Origin of the sequence: Gryllotalpicola koreensis, assembly GCF_039538185.1 — a bacterium.
Lineage (GTDB): Bacteria > Actinomycetota > Actinomycetes > Actinomycetales > Microbacteriaceae > Gryllotalpicola > Gryllotalpicola koreensis.
The window spans coordinates 18,230-36,355 of sequence record NZ_BAABBW010000003.1 but is presented as its reverse complement, the minus strand read 5'-3'; the positions used below and the strand labels follow the sequence as shown (position 1 = coordinate 36,355).

Below are 18,126 nucleotides of genomic sequence, written 5' to 3'. Positions count from 1 at the left end.
CGAAAGGACCACTTCAGAATGAGCGAATCCCCCATCCGTGTTCTCGTCTGGAACGAGAACCTGCACGAGACCTCGGGCGACGCCGCGGTGCTCGGGCACTACCCCGCCGGCATCCACGCGGTCATCGCCGACAGCCTTCGCGCCCACCTGGGCGACGCCGCGATCGTGCGCACCGCGACGCTGCAGGAGCCCGAGCACGGGCTCACCGACGAGGTGCTCGCCGAGACCGACGTGCTGCTGTGGTGGGGCCACATGGGCCACGAGCAGGTCGCTGACGAGATCGTCGAGCGGGTGCACCGCAGGGTGCTCGCCGGCATGGGCATCCTCGTGCTGCACTCCGGCCATTACTCGAAGATCTTCAAGCTACTCATGGGCACCACCTGCTCGCTCAAGTGGCGTAGCGACGGCGAGCGCGAGCTGGTCTGGACCATCGCTCCCGAGCACGAGATCGCCGAGGGCGTGCCGAGCCCGATCGTGATTCCGGAGCACGAGATGTACGGCGAGTACTTCGACATCCCGGCCCCCGACGAGACGATCTTCCTTTCGACGTTTGCGGGCGGCGAGGTGTTCCGGTCGGGGGTGACCTACCGGCGCGGGCTCGGGCGCGTGTTCTACTTCTCGCCCGGCGACCAGGCGTTCCCGATCTACCACCACCCCGACATCCAGCGCGTGCTCGCGAACGGCACGCGCTGGGCGCGGCCGCGGCACGAGCCGCGCGAGCTCACCGCCGACTATCACGCGACGGGCTGGTTCGAGTAGCCCGCGCAGCCGCGCCGCCCCCGTTGGTCGAGTAGCCCGCGCAGCGGGCGTATCGAGACCCCCGGTCATGCAAGCGCTTGCAGCCCTACCGCACTTCGATTAGTTTCCTTTATCAGCCCCCTAGGCGGGGGCTCTGCAATCAGAGCTCAATGAGGAGTGTCATGAAAGCATCACGCAAGCCCCTGCTCGTCGCAGGGCTCGCCGTCGCATCGGCCGCAGCGCTCGCGCTGTCCGGCTGCTCGGGCGGTGGAAGCAACAACGGCAGCTCGGGCGGTAACGACCGCGGCCCGATCACCTACGTGCAGGGCAAGGACAACAACAACCTGATCCGCCCGATCATCGCCGAGTGGAACGCGGCGCACCCGAAAGAGAAAGTCAACTTCAAAGAGCAGTCCGATCAGGCTGATCAGCAGCACGACGACCTCGTGCAGCACTTCCAGGCCAAGAGCACGGACTACGACGTGGTGTCCGTCGATGTGATCTGGACGGCGGAGTTCGCAGCCAAGGGCTGGCTCCAGCCACTGAAGGGCGCCTACAAGATCGACACCTCGAAGATGCTGCCGGCCACGGTGAAGGCGGGCACCTATGGGGGCACGCTCTACACCGCGCCGTGGGTCACCGACGGCGGCCTGCTCTACTACCGCAGCGACCTCGTGAAGACGCCGCCCACAACGTGGGACGAGATGATGCAGGACTGCAGCATCGCGAAGCAGCACAACATCGGATGCTACGCAGGGCAATACGCCGACTACGAAGGCCTCACGGTGAACGTCGCCGAGGCCATCAACTCGGCGGGCGGCACGATCGTCGGCAAGGACGGCAAGACGCCAACCCTCGACACCCCCGAGGCGAAGAAGGGCCTGCAGTCGCTGGTCGACGCCTTCAAGGACGGCAACATTCCGCAGGAGGCGCTGACCTACCAGGAGGAGCAGGGCCGTCAGGCCTTCGAGGCCGGCAAGCTGCTCTTCCTGCGCAACTGGCCCTACGTCTACTCGCTTGCCAAGACGGACGGCAGCTCGACGGTGAAGAACACCTTCGCAGTCGCCCCGCTTCCCGGCATCGACGGCCCCGGCGCCTCGAGCCTCGGCGGCCACAACATCGCGGTGAGCGCGTACTCGAAGCACAAGGCGACGGCCGTGGACTTCATCAAGTTCATGGAGAGCGAGAAGATCCAGCGTGAGGCCGTGACCAAGGCCTCCAACGCCCCGGCGCTCGCGTCGCTGTACAGCGACGCGACGCTGAATCAGCAGCTGCCCTACCTGAGCACGCTGAAGAAATCGCTCGACACAGCCGTCCCGCGCCCGGTCAGCCCGTTCTACCCGGCGATCACCAAGGCGATCGAGGACGACTCGTTCGCAGCGCTCAAGGGCCAGACGTCGGTCGATCAGGCGCTGAGCGACATGCAGAAGGCCATCAAGACGGCCGGCTCAGGCAGCTAGCGAGCCATGTCCGCCACCGTCTCGGGGGCGACGCGCGGTTCAAGCGCGTCGCCCCGCCGCCCGAGGCAGGAACGCGGCGGCCTGCAGCGCGTCCAGCGCGCACGCACCCGCGTCGCCCTGCTTCTCATCCTTCCGACGCTGGTGTTGCTCGCGATCGTGATCGGGTACCCGATCGTGAGCGCGATCATCACCTCGTTCCAGAAGGATGCGGGGCTCGACCCCGCGACCGGATTCTTCGTCCAAGGCGGCTTCGCCGGCCTCAGCAACTTCACGCACTGGCTCTTCCAGCGCTGTCCGACCGGCGACGGCGGCACGACCTCGTGCCCGCCCGGAAACCTGGGGGCGCAGTTCTGGACGGCGACGTTCACGACGTTCCTGTTCACCATCACCACGGTGGTGCTCGAGACCGTGATCGGGTTCTGGATGGCGATCATCATGAACCGCGCCTTCGCCGGCCGCTCGCTGGTGCGCACCGCGATCCTCGTGCCGTGGGCGATCCCGACCGCGGTGACCGCGAAGCTGTGGTTCTTCATCTTCTCGGTCGCCGGCGTGGTGAACGCGATCTTCGCGACGAAGATCCTGTGGACGAGCGACGACTGGCCGGCCCGTATCGCGATCATCATCATCGACGTCTGGAAGACCACACCGTTCATGGCGCTGCTGATCCTCGCGGGCCTGCAGCTCATCCCCGGTGAGATCTACGAGGCGGCCCGCGTCGACGGCGCCTCCACGTGGAAGACGTTCTGGACGGTCACACTGCCGCTCGTGCGACCGGCGCTCCTCGTCGCCGTGCTGTTCCGCATCCTCGACGCGCTGCGCATGTACGACCTGCCCGCGATCTTCGGTGGCGGGAACGCCACGGCGACCTGGTCGGTGCTGGTCGTGCAGCAGATGAGGCAAGGGCCCAATGCGGCATCCGCCCTCTCCACGATCGTGTTCGTGTTCATCTTCCTGATCGCATTCATCTTCGTCAGGTTCCTCGGCGCCAACGTCGTGCAGACGACGCAGGCGCAGCAGAAGGGAGAGCTGAAGTGACCACCACTGCCGCTGCGGCTCGCGTCAGCGCACGCGGACGCGCCGCCGAAGACGTCGAGGTCAACCGCGCCGCCACGTCGCGGCGACGCTGGTCGGGCATCCGCACCTGGATCCAGGCCGCCGTCATCGTCGTCTGGTGCCTGCTGCCGTTCTATTGGATGGTCGTGACGTCGTTCCGCGACGTCGGCTACACCTTTGACACGACCTTCTGGCCGACGCACGTCACCTTCGACAACTACGTGACGGCGCTCTCGACGCACTGGGGCAACCACCTCGGGCGCGCGCTGCTGAACAGCCTGATCATCGGGGCATCCGTCACGATCATCGCGCTGCTCGTCGGCACCTTCGCCGCCTACGCGCTCAGCCGCATCGAGTTCCGCTTCAAGGGCGTCGTGCTCGGCGTCATCATGGGCGCCTCGATGTTCCCCGGTGTGGCGCTGCTGACGCCGCTGTTCCAGCTGTTCACCAACATCGGCTGGATGGGCACCTACCAGGCGCTCATCATCCCGGAGATCTCGTTCGTGCTGCCGCTGACGGTCTACACGCTCACCTCCTTCCTCAGGGAGATGCCGTGGGATCTCGAAGAGGCCGCCCGTATCGACGGGTGCACCTCGGCGCAGGCGTTCCGCAAGGTGATCCTGCCGCTGGCCGCGCCCGCGGTGTTCACCACGGCGATCCTCGCGTTCATCTCGTCCTGGAACGAGTACCTGATCTCCAGTCAGCTCTCCAGCGACGCGACGCAGCCGGTCACGGTCGCGATCGCGTCGTTCACGGGCAGCCTCCCCCACCAGGAGCCGTACACCGCCATCATGGCGGCCGGCACCATCGTGACGGTCCCGCTCGTGGTCCTGGTGCTGATCTTCCAGCGCCGCATCGTCGCGGGCCTCACGGCCGGCGGCGTGAAGGGGTGACGGCGATGTCGAAGGAGCCGCGGTCGAAAGAGCTGCCGAGCCTCTCTCTCTTCAACTGGAAACCGATTGAGCTGGTCGACATCGGGATCGGGATCTTCGGATTCTTCGCCGCCGCGTTCCTCGTCATCACGGGCATCAGCGAGCTCATCGGCACGCCCGCGCTCGGCTCGGCGCTCGCGCTGCTCGGGTTCGTGGTGGTGCTGGCGCTCTTGATCGCACTGAGACGACGGATGCTCCAAGCCGAGGCCCGAGGCGGCGCGCCCGTGTCGACCGCCTGGGGCGGCTCCCTTGACGAGTATCGACGACGTCGCCAGGGCTAGCGGGGTCTCGACCGCCACGGTCTCGCGCGCGCTGAGGGGGCTGCCCAACGTCTCCGCCGCGACGCGCGAGGCCGTGCTGGCCACCGCGGACGCCCTCGGCTACGTCGTCTCGTCGAGCGCCTCCGGCCTCGCGACCGGCCGCACACTCGCCATGGGCGTCGTCGTGCCGAACGTGAGCCGCTGGTTCTATGCGACCGTGCTCGAGGGCATCGACGCCGAGCTGCGCCGCGTCGGCTACGACACGATCCTGTTCAACCTGGGCCTCAAGGGCGAGGACCGCGAGCGCGTCTTCCACCGCTCGATCCTGCGCAAGCGCACGGATGCCGTGATCGCACTATGCCTCGACTTCACCCCGTCCGAGCGGGAGCAGCTCGCCTCGCTCGGCCACCCCACGATCGTCGTCGGCGGACCGGTGAACGGGCTGCGGCACCTCGGCATCGACGAGCTCGCCGTCGCCCGCGCCGCGACGGATCACCTGATCGGCCTCGGGCATCGCGCGATCGGGCATCTCGCCGGCCACCCGGAGCACGGGCTCAACAAGCGCGTCCCTCGGCGCCGCCGCCGCGGCTACGAGCTGGCGATGGCCGCTGCCGGGCTGCCTGTGCGTCCCGAGTGGATCGAGCCGAGCGACTTCGACATCGCGGGCGGCCGCGAGGCCGCGCTCCGCATGCTGGGGCGCAGCTCTCGCCCGACGGCGCTCTTCGCGGCGTCGGATGAGATGGCGATCGGCGCGATCCTCGCGGCGCGCGAGCTCGGCATCGAGGTGCCCGGCGAGCTGTCGGTCGTCGGCATCGACAACCACGCGCTCGCCGAGACCTTCGGCCTCACCACGATCGCCCAGGACCCCTTCGGTCAGGGTCGCCTCGCCGCCGAGCTCATGCTCGCCGAGCTCGCCGGCGAGCCGCCGCGCACGGACTTGATCGACGTGCCGACGGCCCTCATCGAGCGCGCCTCGACCGCTCCGCCCCCGGCAGCGACGTCGCGCCTCTAGCGGAAGGGATTCGGGCGACACGCCGCGGGTTCCACCCCGACACACGCACCGCCGCCCCGAATCCCTTCCGCAAGGCAGGCGCGGATGGCGTCAGTCCGCGTCCCCCACGCCGATCGCCTCGGCGACCTCGTCGCGGTGCTCCTCGGCGCCGTCCGCGCGCCCGAGCCACCGGCGCCCGAAGATCACAATCAGCGTGGCGACGACGAGCACGATGACGCCGTACCAGAACGGCGCGGCCGTCGTGCCGAAGTGCCCGGCCAGCGTCGAGGCGAGCGGTGGGGCGATCGCGCCGCCGACGAAGCGCACGCCGGAATAGGCGCTCGACGCGACCGGCCGTGGCAGGTCGGTGGCCTCCATCGAGCACTCGGTGAGGACCGTGTTCAGGATGCCGAGGAAGAGACCGCCGATGATCACGAGCACGACCAGCGCCACGACACTCGTGTGGAACAGCGCGGCGAGCAGGAGCACCACGGCGAGCAACGGGATGATGACGATCAGCACCGTCGTGCGGCGCATCCGTGCGGTCAGCATCGGCGCGACGAACACCGAGGTGACTGCGACGGCGACGCCCCAGCCGAAGAAGATGTAGCCGAGCTGCATGGCGCTCGCCACGCCGATGGCTTGCAGGGCGAACGGCGTCCAGGCGAGCAGCACGAAGAAGCCCATGTTGTAGAACAGCGCGGTCGCGGCCATGATCGCGAGCCCCGGCCGACCCAGGCCCTTGAACGGCGCGGACAACGGCGTCGGGGTCGGCTTCACCTGCGGCCCGCGCAGCATCGTGATGATCGCGATGAAGCCGATCGCCATGAGGGCCGCGGTGCCGAAGAACGGCCCCCGCCACGAGATCTCACCGAGCAGGCCGCCCACGAGCGGGCCCACGGCGAGGCCGAGACCGAGCGCCGCCTCGTAGAGGATGATCGCGTTCGCCGCGCCGCCCGCGGCCGCGCCGACGATCGAGGCGAGCGCCGTCGAGATGAACAGCGCGTTGCCGAGGCCCCAGCCGGCCCGGAGTCCGATGATCTGCCCCACCGTCCCGCTCGCGCCGGCGAGCGCCGCGAACACGATGATGAGCGCGAGGCCGATCAGCAGCGTCTTCTTCGCGCCGATGCGGCTCGACAGCCAGCTCGTGAAGAACATCATCACGCCGGTGATCAGCAGGTACGTCGTGAACAGCATCTCGGTCTGGGTGGCTGTCGCGTGCGTCGCCTCCGCGATCGCGGGCAGGATCGGGTCGACGAGCCCGATGCCCATGAAGGACACCACGCATGCGAACGCGATCGCCCAGACGGCGATCGGCTGTTTGAGGATGGATCCGGATGCTTTCTCGTGCGCCATCTAGTGCGACAACTCCTTCGTGCGAGTGCTCTTGTCAGTGGTGGCCGGGTCATTCAGCTCGACGCGCTCCTGCAGCAGCGCCACGGTGCGGCGCAGCGCGTCCAGCTCGTCGACGGTCAGATCGGCGAAATACGGATGCAGGGCGGAGGTCAGCTCCTCGACCCATCCGTCGACGGCGGTGGCCCCGGCCGGGGTCACGACGATCTGGGCGGCGCGGGCATCGTCCGGGTCGGCGATGCGCTCGACCCAGCCGCGGTCGGCGAGCCCGGCGACGATCTTCGTCATGGTGGGCTGGGCGACCCGGCTGAGCGCCGCGAGCTCGCCGACCCGCAACGGGCCGCTCTGCTGCAGAACGCGCAGAGTGCGCCACGTCGCCGACGACTCGGTGCTGCCGGTGGCCTGTGCGGCGATGCGCACGAGGCGCGAGTTCGCCTGGACGAGGTCGCCGAGCAGCGTGTGCAGGTCGGTCGAGCGGGTCATGCGTGATAGTTTACATAGCCGAACTATCTAAATCAAGCAAAGAAAAGGGCGCCGCACCGAAATGCGACGCCCTCTTCGAAAAGAGCCGACCGGGCAATGCCCGGCACGAACTACTTGAGCGTGACCGTGGCGCCGACCTCTTCGAGGGCAGCCTTCGCCTTGTCAGCGGTCTCCTTGTTGGCGCCCTCGAGGACGGCCTTCGGAGCACCGTCGACGACGGCCTTCGCCTCACCGAGGCCGAGCGAGGTGAGCTCGCGGACGACCTTGATGACCTGGATCTTCTTGTCGCCGGCACCCTCGAGGATGACGTCGAAGGAGTCCTTCTCCTCAACCTCTTCAGCAGCAGCGGCACCACCGGCAGCGCCGGCAGCGGCGACCGCGACGGGGGCGGCGGCGGTGACCTCGAAGGTCTCCTCGAAAGCCTTGACGAAGTCGTTCAGCTCGATGAGCGTGAGCTCCTTGAACGCGTCAAGCAGTTCCTCAGTGGAAAGCTTTGCCATTGTTTCTTCTCCTTGTTGAATGTGTACTCACCGCAGCGCACGCTTTCGCGTCTTACGCAGCGGACTCCTGCTTCTCACGCAGCGCGTCGACGGTGCGAACAGCCTTCGACAGCGGGGCGTTGAACAGATAGGCGGCTCCGAACAGCGAGGCCTTGAAGGCGCCTGCCAGCTTGGCCAGCAGAACCTCACGGCTCTCGAGGTCGGCGAGCTTGCCAACCTCTTCCGCGGACAGCGGGTGGCCATCGAAATAGCCGCCCTTGACCACGAGGAGAGGGTTTGCCTTGGCAAAGTCGCGCAGACCCTTCGCAACGGCGACGGGGTCACCGTGAACGAACGCGATCGCAGACGGGCCGGCGAGCTCGTCGTCGAACGCCGAGATGCCGGCGTTGTTCGCTGCGATCTTGGACAGCGTGTTCTTCACCACGGCGTACGACGCGTCGGTGCTGATGGAGCGGCGCAGTTCGCGCAGCTTCGCAACAGACAGACCGCGGTACTCGGTCAGCAGAACGGCAGTCGAGCTCTGGAACAACTCCGTGAGCTCGGCAACCGCGGCTTCCTTGTTCGCCATGGCCACTCCTTATGAATGATTCGCTTGAGACGGATGCCTCAAGCCGCCGCAGCCCGCAAGGAGAAGTACAAAGAAAAAAGCTCCGGCGCAGGGCACGGAGCTTGGCGATCACTGCATCTCATCAACACAGCATCTTCAAAATCGTGAACCTGCGCGGGTCGCCTCTTTCGAGGACCTTGGTCCGCCGCTCCCTTTCGGGCACGCCGGAAACCTGCGGTCTTTGGCTTTCCTCAATCCTAACAGACGTTTCCGCTGCCGATGGTCGAGTAGCCCGCGCAGCGGGCTTATCGAGACCCCTCTCGCTACACGTGCTCTCGCCACGTGTGCTTCGGGTCATACCCCAGCAGCCGCCTGGCCTTCTCGATCGACAGCAACGTGTCGTTCACCCCGAGCTCCCCGCGCACCTCGACGCCGGGGAACGCCTCGGCGACGAGTTCGGCGTTCGGCCGAGTCATCACGGTGTCGGGCGATGCGATCACGAAGCGCTCGAACCCTGGGGTCGAGTACTCGAGCGCCTTGAGCACGGCCTGCGCACCGTCGCGCGCATCGATGTATCCCCACAGGTTCCACTTTCGCACGTTCGCATCCGCGTCGAACGACGGGAACTCGGCGTAGTCCTCGACGTTCATGACGTTCGAGAATCGCAAGCCGATGATCTTGAGGTCGGGGTACCAGCGTGCGAGCTGCTCGGCCTGCTTCTCCTCCAGCAGCTTGTTGAGGGAGTAGACGGATTCCGGCAGCTCGACCCCCTCGTCGAGCGGGATGTACGGCGGCGGGGTGACGAACGGCAGCCCGAGGATCGTCTCGCTCGACGCGAAGACGATGTTGCGAATCCCGAGCCGGGTCGCCGCGTGGAAGACGTTGAACGTGACGAGCGCGTTGTTGTGGAAGGTCTCGGCGTCGCTCACGATGCCGGGCGCGGGAACAGCCGCGAGGTTCACGACGGCGTCGTATGGCGTCGCGCCGTCAGGGTACGAGCCGTCGCGCACCCCGGAGAGCGCCGAGACGACGGCGCCGTAGTCGGTCAGGTCGACGCGCAGGAAACCGGGTCCGCGCTGTCCGGCGACGTCGAGGTTCGTGACCTCGTGACCCGCCTCGCGCAGATACGTGAGGACGTTCGTCCCGAGCTTCCCCGAACCACCGGTGAGGGCGATCTTCATTGACGGCTCCTGCCTGATCGAATCGATACGAGCCTACCGTCCTGCCCGCTGGTCGAGTAGCCCGCGCAGCGGGCGTATCGAGACCTTGCCTACTCAGCCACAAGCGGCAGCCGCACCGTGAACACCGTCCGCCCCGGCACGCTCTCGACGCCGATCGTCCCGCCCTGGGCATCCACCACGGCCTTCACGATGGCGAGTCCGAGACCCGTCGACCCAGTGTTGCGTGAGCGCGAGGTGTCGCCGCGCGCGAAGCGCTCGAACAGCACCGGCTGCAGCTCGGCAGGCACTCCGGGGCCGTCGTCGGTGACGGTGATCTCGGCGAATCCGTCGACCGCCCGCAGTCCGAGTGTGACGGTTGTCCCGGCGGGGGTGTGCACGCGCGCGTTGGTGAGCAGGTTGGCGAACACCTGGTGCAGCCGGGTCTGGTCGCCGATCACCTCGACGGGCTCGCCCGGAACGTCGAGCCGCCAGGTGTGGTCGGGGCCGGCCGCGTGCGCGTCCGACAGCAGATTGATGAGCAGCATCGACAAGTCGACGGGCTCCCGGTCGAGCTCGCGCCCCTCGTCGAGGCGGGCGAGCAGCAGCAGGTCCTCGACCATCGCCGTCATCCGCTTCGCCTCCGACTCGATGCGGCCGATGGAATGCTGCACATCAGGCGAGATCTCCTCGCCCGAGCGCCGGATCAGCTCCGAGTACCCCCGCACCGACGCGAGCGGGGTGCGCAGCTCGTGCGAGGCATCCGAGATGAACTGGCGCACCTTGCGCTCGCTCGCTTCCCGGGCGGAGAGAGCGGATGCCACATGCCCGAGCATCGCGTTGAAGGCGCTGCCCACGCGTCCCACCTCGGTGCGAGGGTCGGTGTCCTCCTCGGCGACCCGCACGCGCAGCGCGACCTCGCCGCGGTCGAGCGGAAGCGTCGACACGGTCGTCGCCGCGCCGGCGACACGGTCCAGCGGCCGCAGGGAGAGGCGGACGATCAGCAGCCCGACCGTCGCGGCGGCGGCACAGGCCGCGATGGTCGCGATCAGCATGATGATCGCGAGCCGCACGGTGGTCGCCTGAGCCTCGGCAAGCGGCAGACCGAGCACCAGGTGGCCGCCGTCGGGCAGGCTCGCGGCCGCGACGCGGTACTCGCCGAGCGTTCCACCCAGATCCACCGTCTCGGGAATCCCGTTGGGCGGCAACGAAGTCATCTTGGTTGCGAAGTCGGAATCGGCGACCGGCCGGCGCGGGTCTCCGGCGCTGCCGGTCGGGAGGTATGCCGTGTCCTGTACCTTGCCATCCCCGATCAACGCCGCGAAGGTGCCGCCCGGCTGTCCGGTGGAGGTGACGATGTCCTGAGCGGTCGCCGAGCGCCCATGCACGTAGTCCTGCACGGCGAGCGTGAGCCCGCGCTGACTCGCGAACTGGAGCTGGTAGTCGACGCGCCCGATCAGATAGTCGTTCAACAGCACGACGCCGGTGGTTCCAATGGCGACGCCAAGCACCGCCACGAGCGCGACCACGGCGGCGACCAGCTTGCGCCGCAGCGTCCAGGATCGAAACGGGTGCCGTGCCCAGACGCGGACCCTGGCCAGGAATCCCCGGATCTCGAACGTCCGGCTCGCCGCCCCGGTGCTCATCGGCACCGAGGCTACCGGCCCCGATGCCGACTGTGTCATCGCACGACCCGGGTCACTCCGCGGCCTTCACCATGTATCCGGCACCGCGCACGGTGTGGATCATCGGCTTTCGGCCTGCGTCGATCTTCTTGCGGAGATAGGAGATGTAGAGCTCGACGACGCTCGAGGTTCCGCCGAAGTCGTACGACCACACCCGGTCGAGGATCTGCGCCTTGGAGAGCACGCGGCGCGGGTTGCGCATCAGGTAGCGCAGCAGCTCGAACTCGGTCGCCGTCAGGCTGATCTGCTCGCCTGCGCGGGTGACCTCATAGCTGTCCTCATCGAGCACGAGGTCGCCGACGACGATGCGCGGGTCGCTCGTGTCCGCGATGAGCGCGCGGGAACGGCGCAGCAGGCTGCGCAGGCGGGCGACCAGCTCTTCGAGGCTGAACGGCTTGGTGACGTAGTCGTCGCCGCCGGCCGTGAGCCCGGCGATGCGGTCGTCGAGGGAGTCCTTCGCCGTGAGGAAGAGCACCGGCGTCTCGCTGCCGCTCTCGCGGATGCGGCGCATGACCTGCAGACCGTCGAAGTCAGGCAGCATGATGTCGAGCACGACGGCGTCCGGCTTGAAGTCGCGGGCGACGGTGACGGCCTGATGGCCGGTCGCCGCGCTCTTCACCTCCCAGCCCTCGTAGCGAAGGGCCATCTGCAGCAGGTCGGTCAGGGTGTTCTCGTCATCGACGACGAGAACGCGGATCGGCGAGCCGTCCGCGTGATGGAGGTGTGCCTGCGCGGTGCGCGAATCGGACAGGTCGATGCTCATTCTGCTGATTATGCGCCCGTGCTTTCGAGACCTCTATGCCGAACTTATGGCTTAGCTGTGAACGCTACAATTGCCCGATCTCCTCGAGCACGGCCCTGATCGCCTCTCCGCTGCGATGGAAGGCGTCGTGCTCGCTCTGGTCCATCGGCACCCGCAGTACACGCTGCACTCCGCCGGCGCCGATCACACACGGCACCGACAGCGCGATCCCGTCGACACCTTCGTAATCGCGCAGCACGGTGCTGACCGGGGTGACCATGTGCTCGTCCCGCAGGATCGCCTCGACGAGCCGCACGCAGGCCAGCCCGATCGCATAGTTCGTGGCGCCCTTGCCCGCGATGATCGAGTACGCCGACAACACGGCCTGGCTGGCGAGATCGGCGAGCGTCGCGTCGTCGAAGATCTTGTTGCCGGCCTCGTCGGCCCAGTTGCTGATCGGCGAGCCGCCGATCGTCGCGTTCGACCACAGCGGGAAGGCGCTGTCGCCGTGCTCCCCCAGGATCATCGCGTGCACGTCGCGCGGCGCGACCCCCGCGGTCTCGGCGACAAGCCAGCGCAGCCGAGACGAGTCGAGCGTGGTGCCCGAGCCGATCACCTGCCCGCGGCGCAGCCCGGCGACATCCGCCGCGACCTCGGTGAGCACGTCGACCGGGTTGGTGACGATGAGGTACACCGCGTCGGGCGCCCGCTTGACGAGCTGCGGCATCAGTTCGCGGATGATCTCGGCGTTCGTGCTGACGAGATCGAGCCTGCTCTGCCCTGGCTGCTGAGCGGCGCCCGCCGTGACGACGATGACGTCGGATGCCGCCAGAAGGTCGAGGTCTCCACCCCCGCTCACCTTGGCCCGGTGCGCGAACGGTGTGCCGTGCGCGAGGTCGAGCGCCTGCGCTTCCGCGCGCGCCGAGTTGAGGTCGTAGACGGTCACGATGTCCGCCGCACCGCGGATGAGCGCTGCGTAGGCGACGGAGGTGCCGACCGCCCCCGCGCCGATGATGCCGAGCTTGGTCGTCCGAAGATTCGCCATGAGGTCATCCTTCCGCCGCACCGGCCCCGAAGTCCATGCCTCTCGCAGTCATCTGTCACCTGCGCGAAAAACGCGCACGTTACGCTTTTAGCTCGGTCAGGGGCGACTGGGGGGAAGGCGGAGCATGACGGCGGAACACGTGGTCGACACCGCGGAACGGGACGCGGCGCTGCACGGCGGCATGCCGGTACCCAGCGAGATCGCGCCGGGCGTCTGGACCCTTCCTACCGAATTCCCGAGCAAGGGCCAGCCCCTGCGCTACACGTTGAGCTATGTGCTGACGGATGCCGCGGGCGGCGTCCACCTCATCGACCCGGGTGTCGACACGGATGCCAATTGGCAGCGCCTCGAAGAACACCTCGCCGCGCTCGGGCGCACCGTCGCCGACATCCGCACGGTGCTCGTCACCCACCTGCACTTCGACCATGTGGGCATGGGCGCACGTGTGCGCGCGGCATCCGGTGCCGAGGTGGTGCTGCACCGTCTCGAGCAGGCGGCGATCGACGGGGAATTCGGGGGTGCCGACCCCGAGCGCTTCGACCGCTGGGGCGTTCCGGCCTCGCGGCGCGACGAGCTCGCCCGCGTCACCGAGGAGCGCTTCGCCAAGGCGCAGATCACCGCGGATCGCCTCGTCGAGGGCGGCACCCGGCTCGAGCTGGGCGGCATCCGCCTCGAGGTGATCTGGACGCCGGGGCACACCTACGGCAGCATCTGCCTGCGCGAACCGGAGCGGAAGCTGATCTTCACCGGCGATCACGTGCTGCCGCTGCTCAACCCGGGCCTCGGCCTGGGCGGTCCGACGCCGAGCAATCCGATCAGCGATTACCTCGATGCGCTGGGTCGCGTCGCCGGCTTCGACGACCACCAGGTCTGCCCGGGTCACGGCTATCGCTTCTTCGGCCTGCGGGCGCGCTGCGACAAGCTCGGCGCACACCATGCCCGCCGCACCGCCGAGATCGCCGAGGTGCTCGACCGGCTCGACCGGCCGTCCGTGTGGCAGGTCGCCTCGCAGCTGTACTGGAGCCTGGGATGGGAGAACCTGTCGCACTACCTGCTCGACTCGGCGCTCGCGCAGGTCGAGATGCACATCGACCGGCTGGGCCGCACGGCCGAGACTGAGCGCGCGGCGTAACGGCACAAGGGGCAAGGCGTATCGTTCAATCCGTGACCTCGACTGAGCAGAGCAACCGCACCGCCCTCGAGCAGCGCCGCGTGGCCCGTGAGGCGACGCGCGTCGGCGGCGAGAACGCCCGGTCGTGGCAGCTCGTCTCCGCGCTGCAGACCAGCCGTTTCGATGCGGCGCAGCTCGGCCGCGCCGACCAGATCGTGCTCGATCTCGAGGACGCGATCGACGGCTCGCTCAAGCAGCAGGCCCGCGAGAACGTCGTGACATGGCTGGAGGGCGGCGGCTCCGCCTGGGTGCGCATCAACGACTGGACGACGGTCGACTGGTCCGATGACATCGCGGCGCTCGCCGGCGTTCCTGGGCTCGCGGGTGTGATGCTCGCCAAGACCGAGGCCGCCGAGCAGGTCACCGACACCTTCCAGCGGCTCGGCGGCGCGACTCCCGTGGTCACACTGATCGAGTCCGCCCTCGGCATCGAGGACGCCGCAGACATCGCCCGCGCACGCGGCACCTACCGGCTCGCGTTCGGCTCGGGCGACTACCGCCGCGACACCGGCGCATCGAATACGCCGCTCGCGATGGCCTACCCGCGCACGCGCCTCGTCCTCGCGAGCCGCATCGGCGACCTTCCCGGCCCGATCGACGGGCCGACGGTGGCGAGCACCCACCCGGTCCTGCGCGAGCAGGCCGCCGACGCCGTCGCCCTCGGCATGACCGGCAAGCTCTGCCTCGATAGCGAGCAGCCGGCCGTGATCAACGAGTCGATGAGCCCGTCCCCCGCCGATGTCGCGTGGGCGCTCGACTTCCTCGCCGAGTTCGAGGCGGACGGCCGCGTCATCCGCGACGGCTCCGACAAGCCGCGCCTCGCCCGGGCCGAGACCATCAAGCGCCGCGCCGACCTCTTCCGCATCGAGCCGGCGCGCTAGGGGCTATTCGGCCCCGTCTTCGGGCAACTCGCGCAACGCGGTCTTGGCCGCGTTCTGAATGTGCAGGATGGACAGTCGCGAGGCCTCGTCCGCGTCGCGGCGCTCGACCGCGCTCATGATGGCGCGGATCTCGCGGGCGGCCTCGTCGGCCCGGCCCTCCGCGCCGAGCGAGGTCGCTCGCAGGATGCGCACGCGGGCCTGCAGCGAGACGAGGACCTGCCGCAGCACCGCGCTCCCCGCACCCGTGATCAGCGCCTCATAGAAATGGTCCTTGGCCTCGAGCAGCTTCTGCGTGTCCGCGGGGTCCCGGCGCGTCTGCTCGCTCAGCTCATCGACCGCCTGCTGCAGCCGGTCGACCTCCTCGTCGGTGGCCCGTGCGACGAAGCGCTGCACGGCGAGCGACTCGAGATGGGCGCGGATGTCGTAGAGATCGGCGGCCTCGTCGTGGGACGGCATGCTCACGATCGCGCCCTTCTGCGGGATGACCGTGATCAGTCCCTCAGCGGCCAGATCGCGGATCGCCTCGCGGACCGTGGTGCGAGAGACCCCGAAGCGCTCGATGAGCTCGCGTTCGATGAGACGCTGACCCGGGCGCAGCTGGAAGCCGAGAATCGCCGAGCGCATCATTTCGATGACCTGCTCGCGCAGCGGTGCGGCGACTCTGCCGATGGACGCATCGCCCCAGGCATCCGTCTCGGGAACTGTCATCCGTCTCCCCCTCGTGATTGTCTGGCGATTATACGATCAGCGGATTTCCGATGGGTGATTCGGACTCTCGTTGCCAGTTTTGTATGACGATCATATGATTTTGTGTGATCGGCAACGCGGCCGAGGTGAGGAGCGGCGGAATGCTGAGCGAGCGCCAGCAGGAGATCAAGGATGCCTTCGTGGAGGCGCGCGGCTGGTGGGGCGAGCCGTGGGAGACGGTTCTGCAGGTCGACCCGGAGTTCGTCTCGGCCTACCAGCAGCTGTACGAGGTGCCGTGGAAGAAGTCGCACCTCACACCGAAGTTCCGCGAGCTCTGCTACATCTCCGTGAACGCCGCGGCGACGCATCTCTACGTTCCCGGCATCCTGCCGCACATCAAGGCCGCGCTCGATCTGGGCGCCACGCCCGCCGAGATCATCGAAGTGCTCGAGCTGGCCGCGACGCTGGGCATCCACGCCATGAACATCGGGGTGCCGCTGCTCGTCGAGGTGATGGAGGAGCGCGGGCGCACGGGTCCATCACCGCTCACCGAGTACCAGGAGAGGCTGAAGGCGGAGTTCACGCAGGTGCGGGGCTACTGGCACGACTTCTTCAACGACATGCTCGAGCTGGATCCCGAGATGTTCGAGGCATACACCCGCTTCTCGACGGTACCGTGGCGCACGGGCACGCTGACCCCTGCCGAGAAGGAACTGATCTACATCAGCTTCGACATCGCCTCAACGCATCTGTACGTACCTGGCACGAAGCTCCACATCCGGAACGCGCTCGGGCACGGCGCGACGCCGGAGCAGGTGCTCGAGGTGATGGAGATCTCCTCGATCATCGGCATCCATGCCGTCACTACGGCGGTTCCCATCCTGGCCGCCGAACTGAGTGAGCGCGCCGCCTCTACGTCGTAGGGATCGCTTCGAGGCCGGCGGCGGCGGTCTCCTCGAGCACGATCGGCGCGCCCATCGCCACCGAATGGATGCCGATCACGCTCGCGATCTCCATCACCTCGAGGATCTCGCCGACCGTCGCCCCGTAACCGAGGGCGTTCTCGATGTGCAGCTTCAGCCCCACGCGGTAGAGATGCGTCGCCGAGGTGTCGAAGGCCATGTAGATGAACTCGCGCACCTTCGGCTCGAGCGTCCCCTTCTTCCACGGGTGCGACGAGAACTCGGTGTAGGCGTCGAACAGCTCGGGATCCAGCTCGAGCATCTCGTCCCACGTCGGGTTCCAGTAGCCGCGGTTGCGGGTGAAGTCGGCTTTGAGTCGTTCCTGGTACTCGGTGAGCTCGGCAGGTGCGGTGCGGATCCCCCGTTCGGCGAGGATCTCCGTGAGCACAGGCACGCCGACGTTCATCGCATGGATGCTGAGGGTGGCGGTGCACTCGAGCACCTCCATGATCTCCTGCGGGGTGGCGCCCGCGGCGAGCGCGGCTCTGACGTGCTGGCGCACCCCCGGCGCGTACATATGCGTGGCTGCCGCGTCGACGACGATGTACATGAACTCCTTCGTCTTGGCGTCGAGATGGTTCTTCCGCCACGGCACCGCAGAGAAGTCGAGGTAGGCGAGCAGGAACTCCGGGTCGAGCTTCAGCATCGCCTCCCAGCTCTCGCCCCAGGTGCCGCGCACGCGGATGAACTCGTCCTTGATCTCCTGCTGGCGCGTCGTCAGCGTCATCGCTTTCTCCTTCTCTCTGTCTGTCACAGTTCGGATGCCGGCATCGGGTCTTCGGCGTCCTGCAGCGCGCCGAGCGCGGTGATCGCGGCTTTGTGGATGTGGTCGGCGCAGAGACGAGAAGCCAGCGCAGCATCGCGTCGCGCTACAGCGGCCGCGATTCCACGCAGCTCCGCGACCACCGCCTCCGGCCGCCCGGGCTCCGACAGTGAAGTGGCCCGCAGCACCTGGACCCGCGCCTTGAGCCCTTCAAGCAACTGCTGCAGCGCGGGGCTCTGGGCACCTGCGATGAGCACGCCGTAGAAGCGGTCCTTGGCGGCCAGTACGAGCCTCACCTCGGCACCGCGCGCTACCAGCGCCGCCAGATCTTCGACCGTTCGGTCGAGCTCCTCGAACAGCGCAGGAGCCGCGCGCTCGACGAAATGGCGCACGACCAGCGACTCGAGCACAGCACGGATCTCGTACAGGTCGCTCGCCTCATCGAGGGACGGTGCCGCGACGATCGCGCCGCGTTGCGGCACGACGGTGACGAGCCCCTCTGAGGCGAGATCACGCAACGCCTCTCGAATGGTCGTGCGCGACACCCCCAGTCGCTCGATCAGCTCACGTTCGACGAGTCGCTGCCCTGGCCTCAAGTCGAGGTCGAGGATCGCCCTGCGCAGCGCGGCGATCACCTGTTCTCTCAGGGGCGCGGCTATCCGGCCGACCGGGGGGACCAGCCAGGAGTCGTCCAGCGAGTTCGTCGGCATCACGGC

Annotated in this window: 20 protein-coding genes; 9 read left to right on the top strand and 11 right to left on the bottom strand. The window is 67.9% G+C overall.

Annotated features, from left to right (window positions below; translation table 11 throughout):
• Nucleotides 1-18: 18 nt before the first annotated feature.
• The 6 genes from ABD708_RS08795 to ABD708_RS08770 all read left to right on the top strand — a co-directional run bounded on the left by ABD708_RS08795 (nt 19) and on the right by ABD708_RS08770 (nt 5,455).
• The gene (locus ABD708_RS08795) at nt 19-759 is read left to right on the top strand and encodes a ThuA domain-containing protein (RefSeq protein WP_344753482.1); all 741 of its coding nucleotides are present in this window, start codon (nt 19-21) and stop codon (nt 757-759) included.
• Between the two features lie 161 nt (nt 760-920).
• Nucleotides 921-2,198, top strand: a complete 1,278-nt coding sequence (locus ABD708_RS08790; RefSeq protein ID WP_344753480.1) for an ABC transporter substrate-binding protein — start codon at nt 921-923, stop codon at nt 2,196-2,198.
• A gap of 6 nt (nt 2,199-2,204) precedes the next feature.
• Complete coding sequence (locus ABD708_RS08785) at nt 2,205-3,233, top strand: carbohydrate ABC transporter permease (RefSeq protein WP_344753477.1); 1,029 nt, start codon at nt 2,205-2,207, stop codon at nt 3,231-3,233.
• Entirely contained in the window at nt 3,230-4,144 is a 915-nt protein-coding gene (locus tag ABD708_RS08780) for a carbohydrate ABC transporter permease (RefSeq protein ID WP_425553267.1), read from the top strand. The genes ABD708_RS08785 and ABD708_RS08780 overlap by 4 nt, the downstream gene beginning before the upstream one ends.
• Before the next feature lie 5 nt (nt 4,145-4,149).
• Entirely contained in the window at nt 4,150-4,464 is a 315-nt protein-coding gene (locus ABD708_RS08775; protein WP_344753475.1) for a hypothetical protein, read from the top strand.
• Nucleotides 4,433-5,455, top strand: coding sequence for a LacI family DNA-binding transcriptional regulator (locus ABD708_RS08770; RefSeq protein WP_344753473.1), 1,023 nt, complete (start codon nt 4,433-4,435; stop codon nt 5,453-5,455). Before ABD708_RS08775 ends, ABD708_RS08770 begins: the two co-directional genes overlap by 32 nt.
• 90 nt (nt 5,456-5,545) lie before the next feature.
• On the opposite strand, the gene ABD708_RS08765 is transcribed toward ABD708_RS08770, so the two are convergent.
• The 8 genes from ABD708_RS08765 to ABD708_RS08730 all read right to left on the bottom strand — a co-directional run bounded on the left by ABD708_RS08765 (nt 5,546) and on the right by ABD708_RS08730 (nt 12,946).
• The gene (locus ABD708_RS08765) at nt 5,546-6,790 is read right to left on the bottom strand and encodes an MFS transporter (protein ID WP_344753471.1); all 1,245 of its coding nucleotides are present in this window, start codon (nt 6,788-6,790) and stop codon (nt 5,546-5,548) included.
• Nucleotides 6,791-7,270: a MarR family winged helix-turn-helix transcriptional regulator gene (locus ABD708_RS08760; protein ID WP_344753469.1), complete on the bottom strand. Its 480-nt coding sequence runs from the start codon at nt 7,268-7,270 to the stop codon at nt 6,791-6,793.
• A 110-nt stretch (nt 7,271-7,380) separates the two neighbouring features.
• Nucleotides 7,381-7,770 carry a 50S ribosomal protein L7/L12 gene (rplL, locus tag ABD708_RS08755; protein WP_344753468.1) on the bottom strand — a complete coding sequence of 130 codons (390 nt, stop codon included), beginning with the start codon at nt 7,768-7,770 and terminating at the stop codon, nt 7,381-7,383.
• Between the two features lie 52 nt (nt 7,771-7,822).
• On the bottom strand, nt 7,823-8,338 hold the full coding sequence (gene rplJ / locus ABD708_RS08750) for a 50S ribosomal protein L10 (RefSeq protein ID WP_344754504.1): 516 nt from the start codon (nt 8,336-8,338) through the stop codon (nt 7,823-7,825).
• Nucleotides 8,339-8,640: 302 nt separating this feature from the next.
• Nucleotides 8,641-9,498: an NAD-dependent epimerase/dehydratase family protein gene (locus tag ABD708_RS08745; protein ID WP_344753466.1), complete on the bottom strand. Its 858-nt coding sequence runs from the start codon at nt 9,496-9,498 to the stop codon at nt 8,641-8,643.
• Between the two features lie 89 nt (nt 9,499-9,587).
• A complete protein-coding gene (locus tag ABD708_RS08740) occupies nt 9,588-11,120 on the bottom strand; it encodes a sensor histidine kinase (protein ID WP_344753464.1) in 1,533 nt (510 codons plus the stop codon).
• A gap of 52 nt (nt 11,121-11,172) precedes the next feature.
• Nucleotides 11,173-11,922, bottom strand: a complete 750-nt coding sequence (locus tag ABD708_RS08735; protein WP_344753462.1) for a response regulator transcription factor — start codon at nt 11,920-11,922, stop codon at nt 11,173-11,175.
• A gap of 64 nt (nt 11,923-11,986) precedes the next feature.
• Nucleotides 11,987-12,946: an L-lactate dehydrogenase gene (locus tag ABD708_RS08730; RefSeq protein ID WP_344753460.1), complete on the bottom strand. Its 960-nt coding sequence runs from the start codon at nt 12,944-12,946 to the stop codon at nt 11,987-11,989.
• Between the two features lie 124 nt (nt 12,947-13,070).
• Here ABD708_RS08730 and ABD708_RS08725 point away from each other — a divergent pair, with 124 nt between their 5' ends.
• On the top strand, nt 13,071-14,078 hold the full coding sequence (locus ABD708_RS08725) for an MBL fold metallo-hydrolase (RefSeq protein WP_344753458.1): 1,008 nt from the start codon (nt 13,071-13,073) through the stop codon (nt 14,076-14,078).
• Nucleotides 14,079-14,110: 32 nt separating this feature from the next.
• Complete coding sequence (locus ABD708_RS08720) at nt 14,111-14,998, top strand: HpcH/HpaI aldolase/citrate lyase family protein (protein ID WP_425553266.1); 888 nt, start codon at nt 14,111-14,113, stop codon at nt 14,996-14,998.
• A gap of 3 nt (nt 14,999-15,001) precedes the next feature.
• Here ABD708_RS08720 and ABD708_RS08715 read toward each other — a convergent pair whose 3' ends face one another.
• Entirely contained in the window at nt 15,002-15,706 is a 705-nt protein-coding gene (locus tag ABD708_RS08715; protein ID WP_344753456.1) for a GntR family transcriptional regulator, read from the bottom strand.
• A gap of 140 nt (nt 15,707-15,846) precedes the next feature.
• Here ABD708_RS08715 and ABD708_RS08710 point away from each other — a divergent pair, with 140 nt between their 5' ends.
• Nucleotides 15,847-16,608 carry a carboxymuconolactone decarboxylase family protein gene (locus ABD708_RS08710; protein ID WP_344753454.1) on the top strand — a complete coding sequence of 254 codons (762 nt, stop codon included), beginning with the start codon at nt 15,847-15,849 and terminating at the stop codon, nt 16,606-16,608.
• On the opposite strand, the gene ABD708_RS08705 is transcribed toward ABD708_RS08710, so the two are convergent.
• Both ABD708_RS08705 and ABD708_RS08700 read right to left on the bottom strand, forming a co-directional pair.
• A complete protein-coding gene (locus ABD708_RS08705; protein WP_344753452.1) occupies nt 16,598-17,374 on the bottom strand; it encodes a carboxymuconolactone decarboxylase family protein in 777 nt (258 codons plus the stop codon). The genes ABD708_RS08710 and ABD708_RS08705 overlap by 11 nt on opposite strands.
• Before the next feature lie 23 nt (nt 17,375-17,397).
• A complete protein-coding gene (locus tag ABD708_RS08700; RefSeq protein ID WP_344753450.1) occupies nt 17,398-18,120 on the bottom strand; it encodes a GntR family transcriptional regulator in 723 nt (240 codons plus the stop codon).
• Nucleotides 18,121-18,126 lie beyond the last annotated feature (6 nt).

Bases quoted from the DNA above. Each gene is read 5' to 3' on its own strand.
- ABD708_RS08795 (WP_344753482.1), top strand. From the start codon at position 19: ATGAGCGAATCCCCCATCCGTGTTCTCGTCTGGAACGAGAACCTGCAC.
- ABD708_RS08730 (WP_344753460.1), bottom strand. From the start codon at position 12,946: ATGGCGAATCTTCGGACGACCAAGCTCGGCATCATCGGCGCGGGGGCG.
- ABD708_RS08765 (WP_344753471.1), bottom strand. From the start codon at position 6,790: ATGGCGCACGAGAAAGCATCCGGATCCATCCTCAAACAGCCGATCGCC.
- ABD708_RS08715 (WP_344753456.1), bottom strand. From the start codon at position 15,706: ATGACAGTTCCCGAGACGGATGCCTGGGGCGATGCGTCCATCGGCAGA.
- ABD708_RS08700 (WP_344753450.1), bottom strand. From the start codon at position 18,120: ATGCCGACGAACTCGCTGGACGACTCCTGGCTGGTCCCCCCGGTCGGC.
- ABD708_RS08725 (WP_344753458.1), top strand. From the start codon at position 13,071: ATGACGGCGGAACACGTGGTCGACACCGCGGAACGGGACGCGGCGCTG.
- ABD708_RS08745 (WP_344753466.1), bottom strand. From the start codon at position 9,498: ATGAAGATCGCCCTCACCGGTGGTTCGGGGAAGCTCGGGACGAACGTC.
- ABD708_RS08790 (WP_344753480.1), top strand. From the start codon at position 921: ATGAAAGCATCACGCAAGCCCCTGCTCGTCGCAGGGCTCGCCGTCGCA.
- ABD708_RS08705 (WP_344753452.1), bottom strand. From the start codon at position 17,374: ATGACGCTGACGACGCGCCAGCAGGAGATCAAGGACGAGTTCATCCGC.
- ABD708_RS08760 (WP_344753469.1), bottom strand. From the start codon at position 7,270: ATGACCCGCTCGACCGACCTGCACACGCTGCTCGGCGACCTCGTCCAG.
- rplJ (WP_344754504.1), bottom strand. From the start codon at position 8,338: ATGGCGAACAAGGAAGCCGCGGTTGCCGAGCTCACGGAGTTGTTCCAG.
- ABD708_RS08785 (WP_344753477.1), top strand. From the start codon at position 2,205: ATGTCCGCCACCGTCTCGGGGGCGACGCGCGGTTCAAGCGCGTCGCCC.
- ABD708_RS08710 (WP_344753454.1), top strand. From the start codon at position 15,847: ATGCTGAGCGAGCGCCAGCAGGAGATCAAGGATGCCTTCGTGGAGGCG.
- ABD708_RS08735 (WP_344753462.1), bottom strand. From the start codon at position 11,922: ATGAGCATCGACCTGTCCGATTCGCGCACCGCGCAGGCACACCTCCAT.
- rplL (WP_344753468.1), bottom strand. From the start codon at position 7,770: ATGGCAAAGCTTTCCACTGAGGAACTGCTTGACGCGTTCAAGGAGCTC.
- ABD708_RS08740 (WP_344753464.1), bottom strand. From the start codon at position 11,120: ATGAGCACCGGGGCGGCGAGCCGGACGTTCGAGATCCGGGGATTCCTG.
- ABD708_RS08775 (WP_344753475.1), top strand. From the start codon at position 4,150: ATGTCGAAGGAGCCGCGGTCGAAAGAGCTGCCGAGCCTCTCTCTCTTC.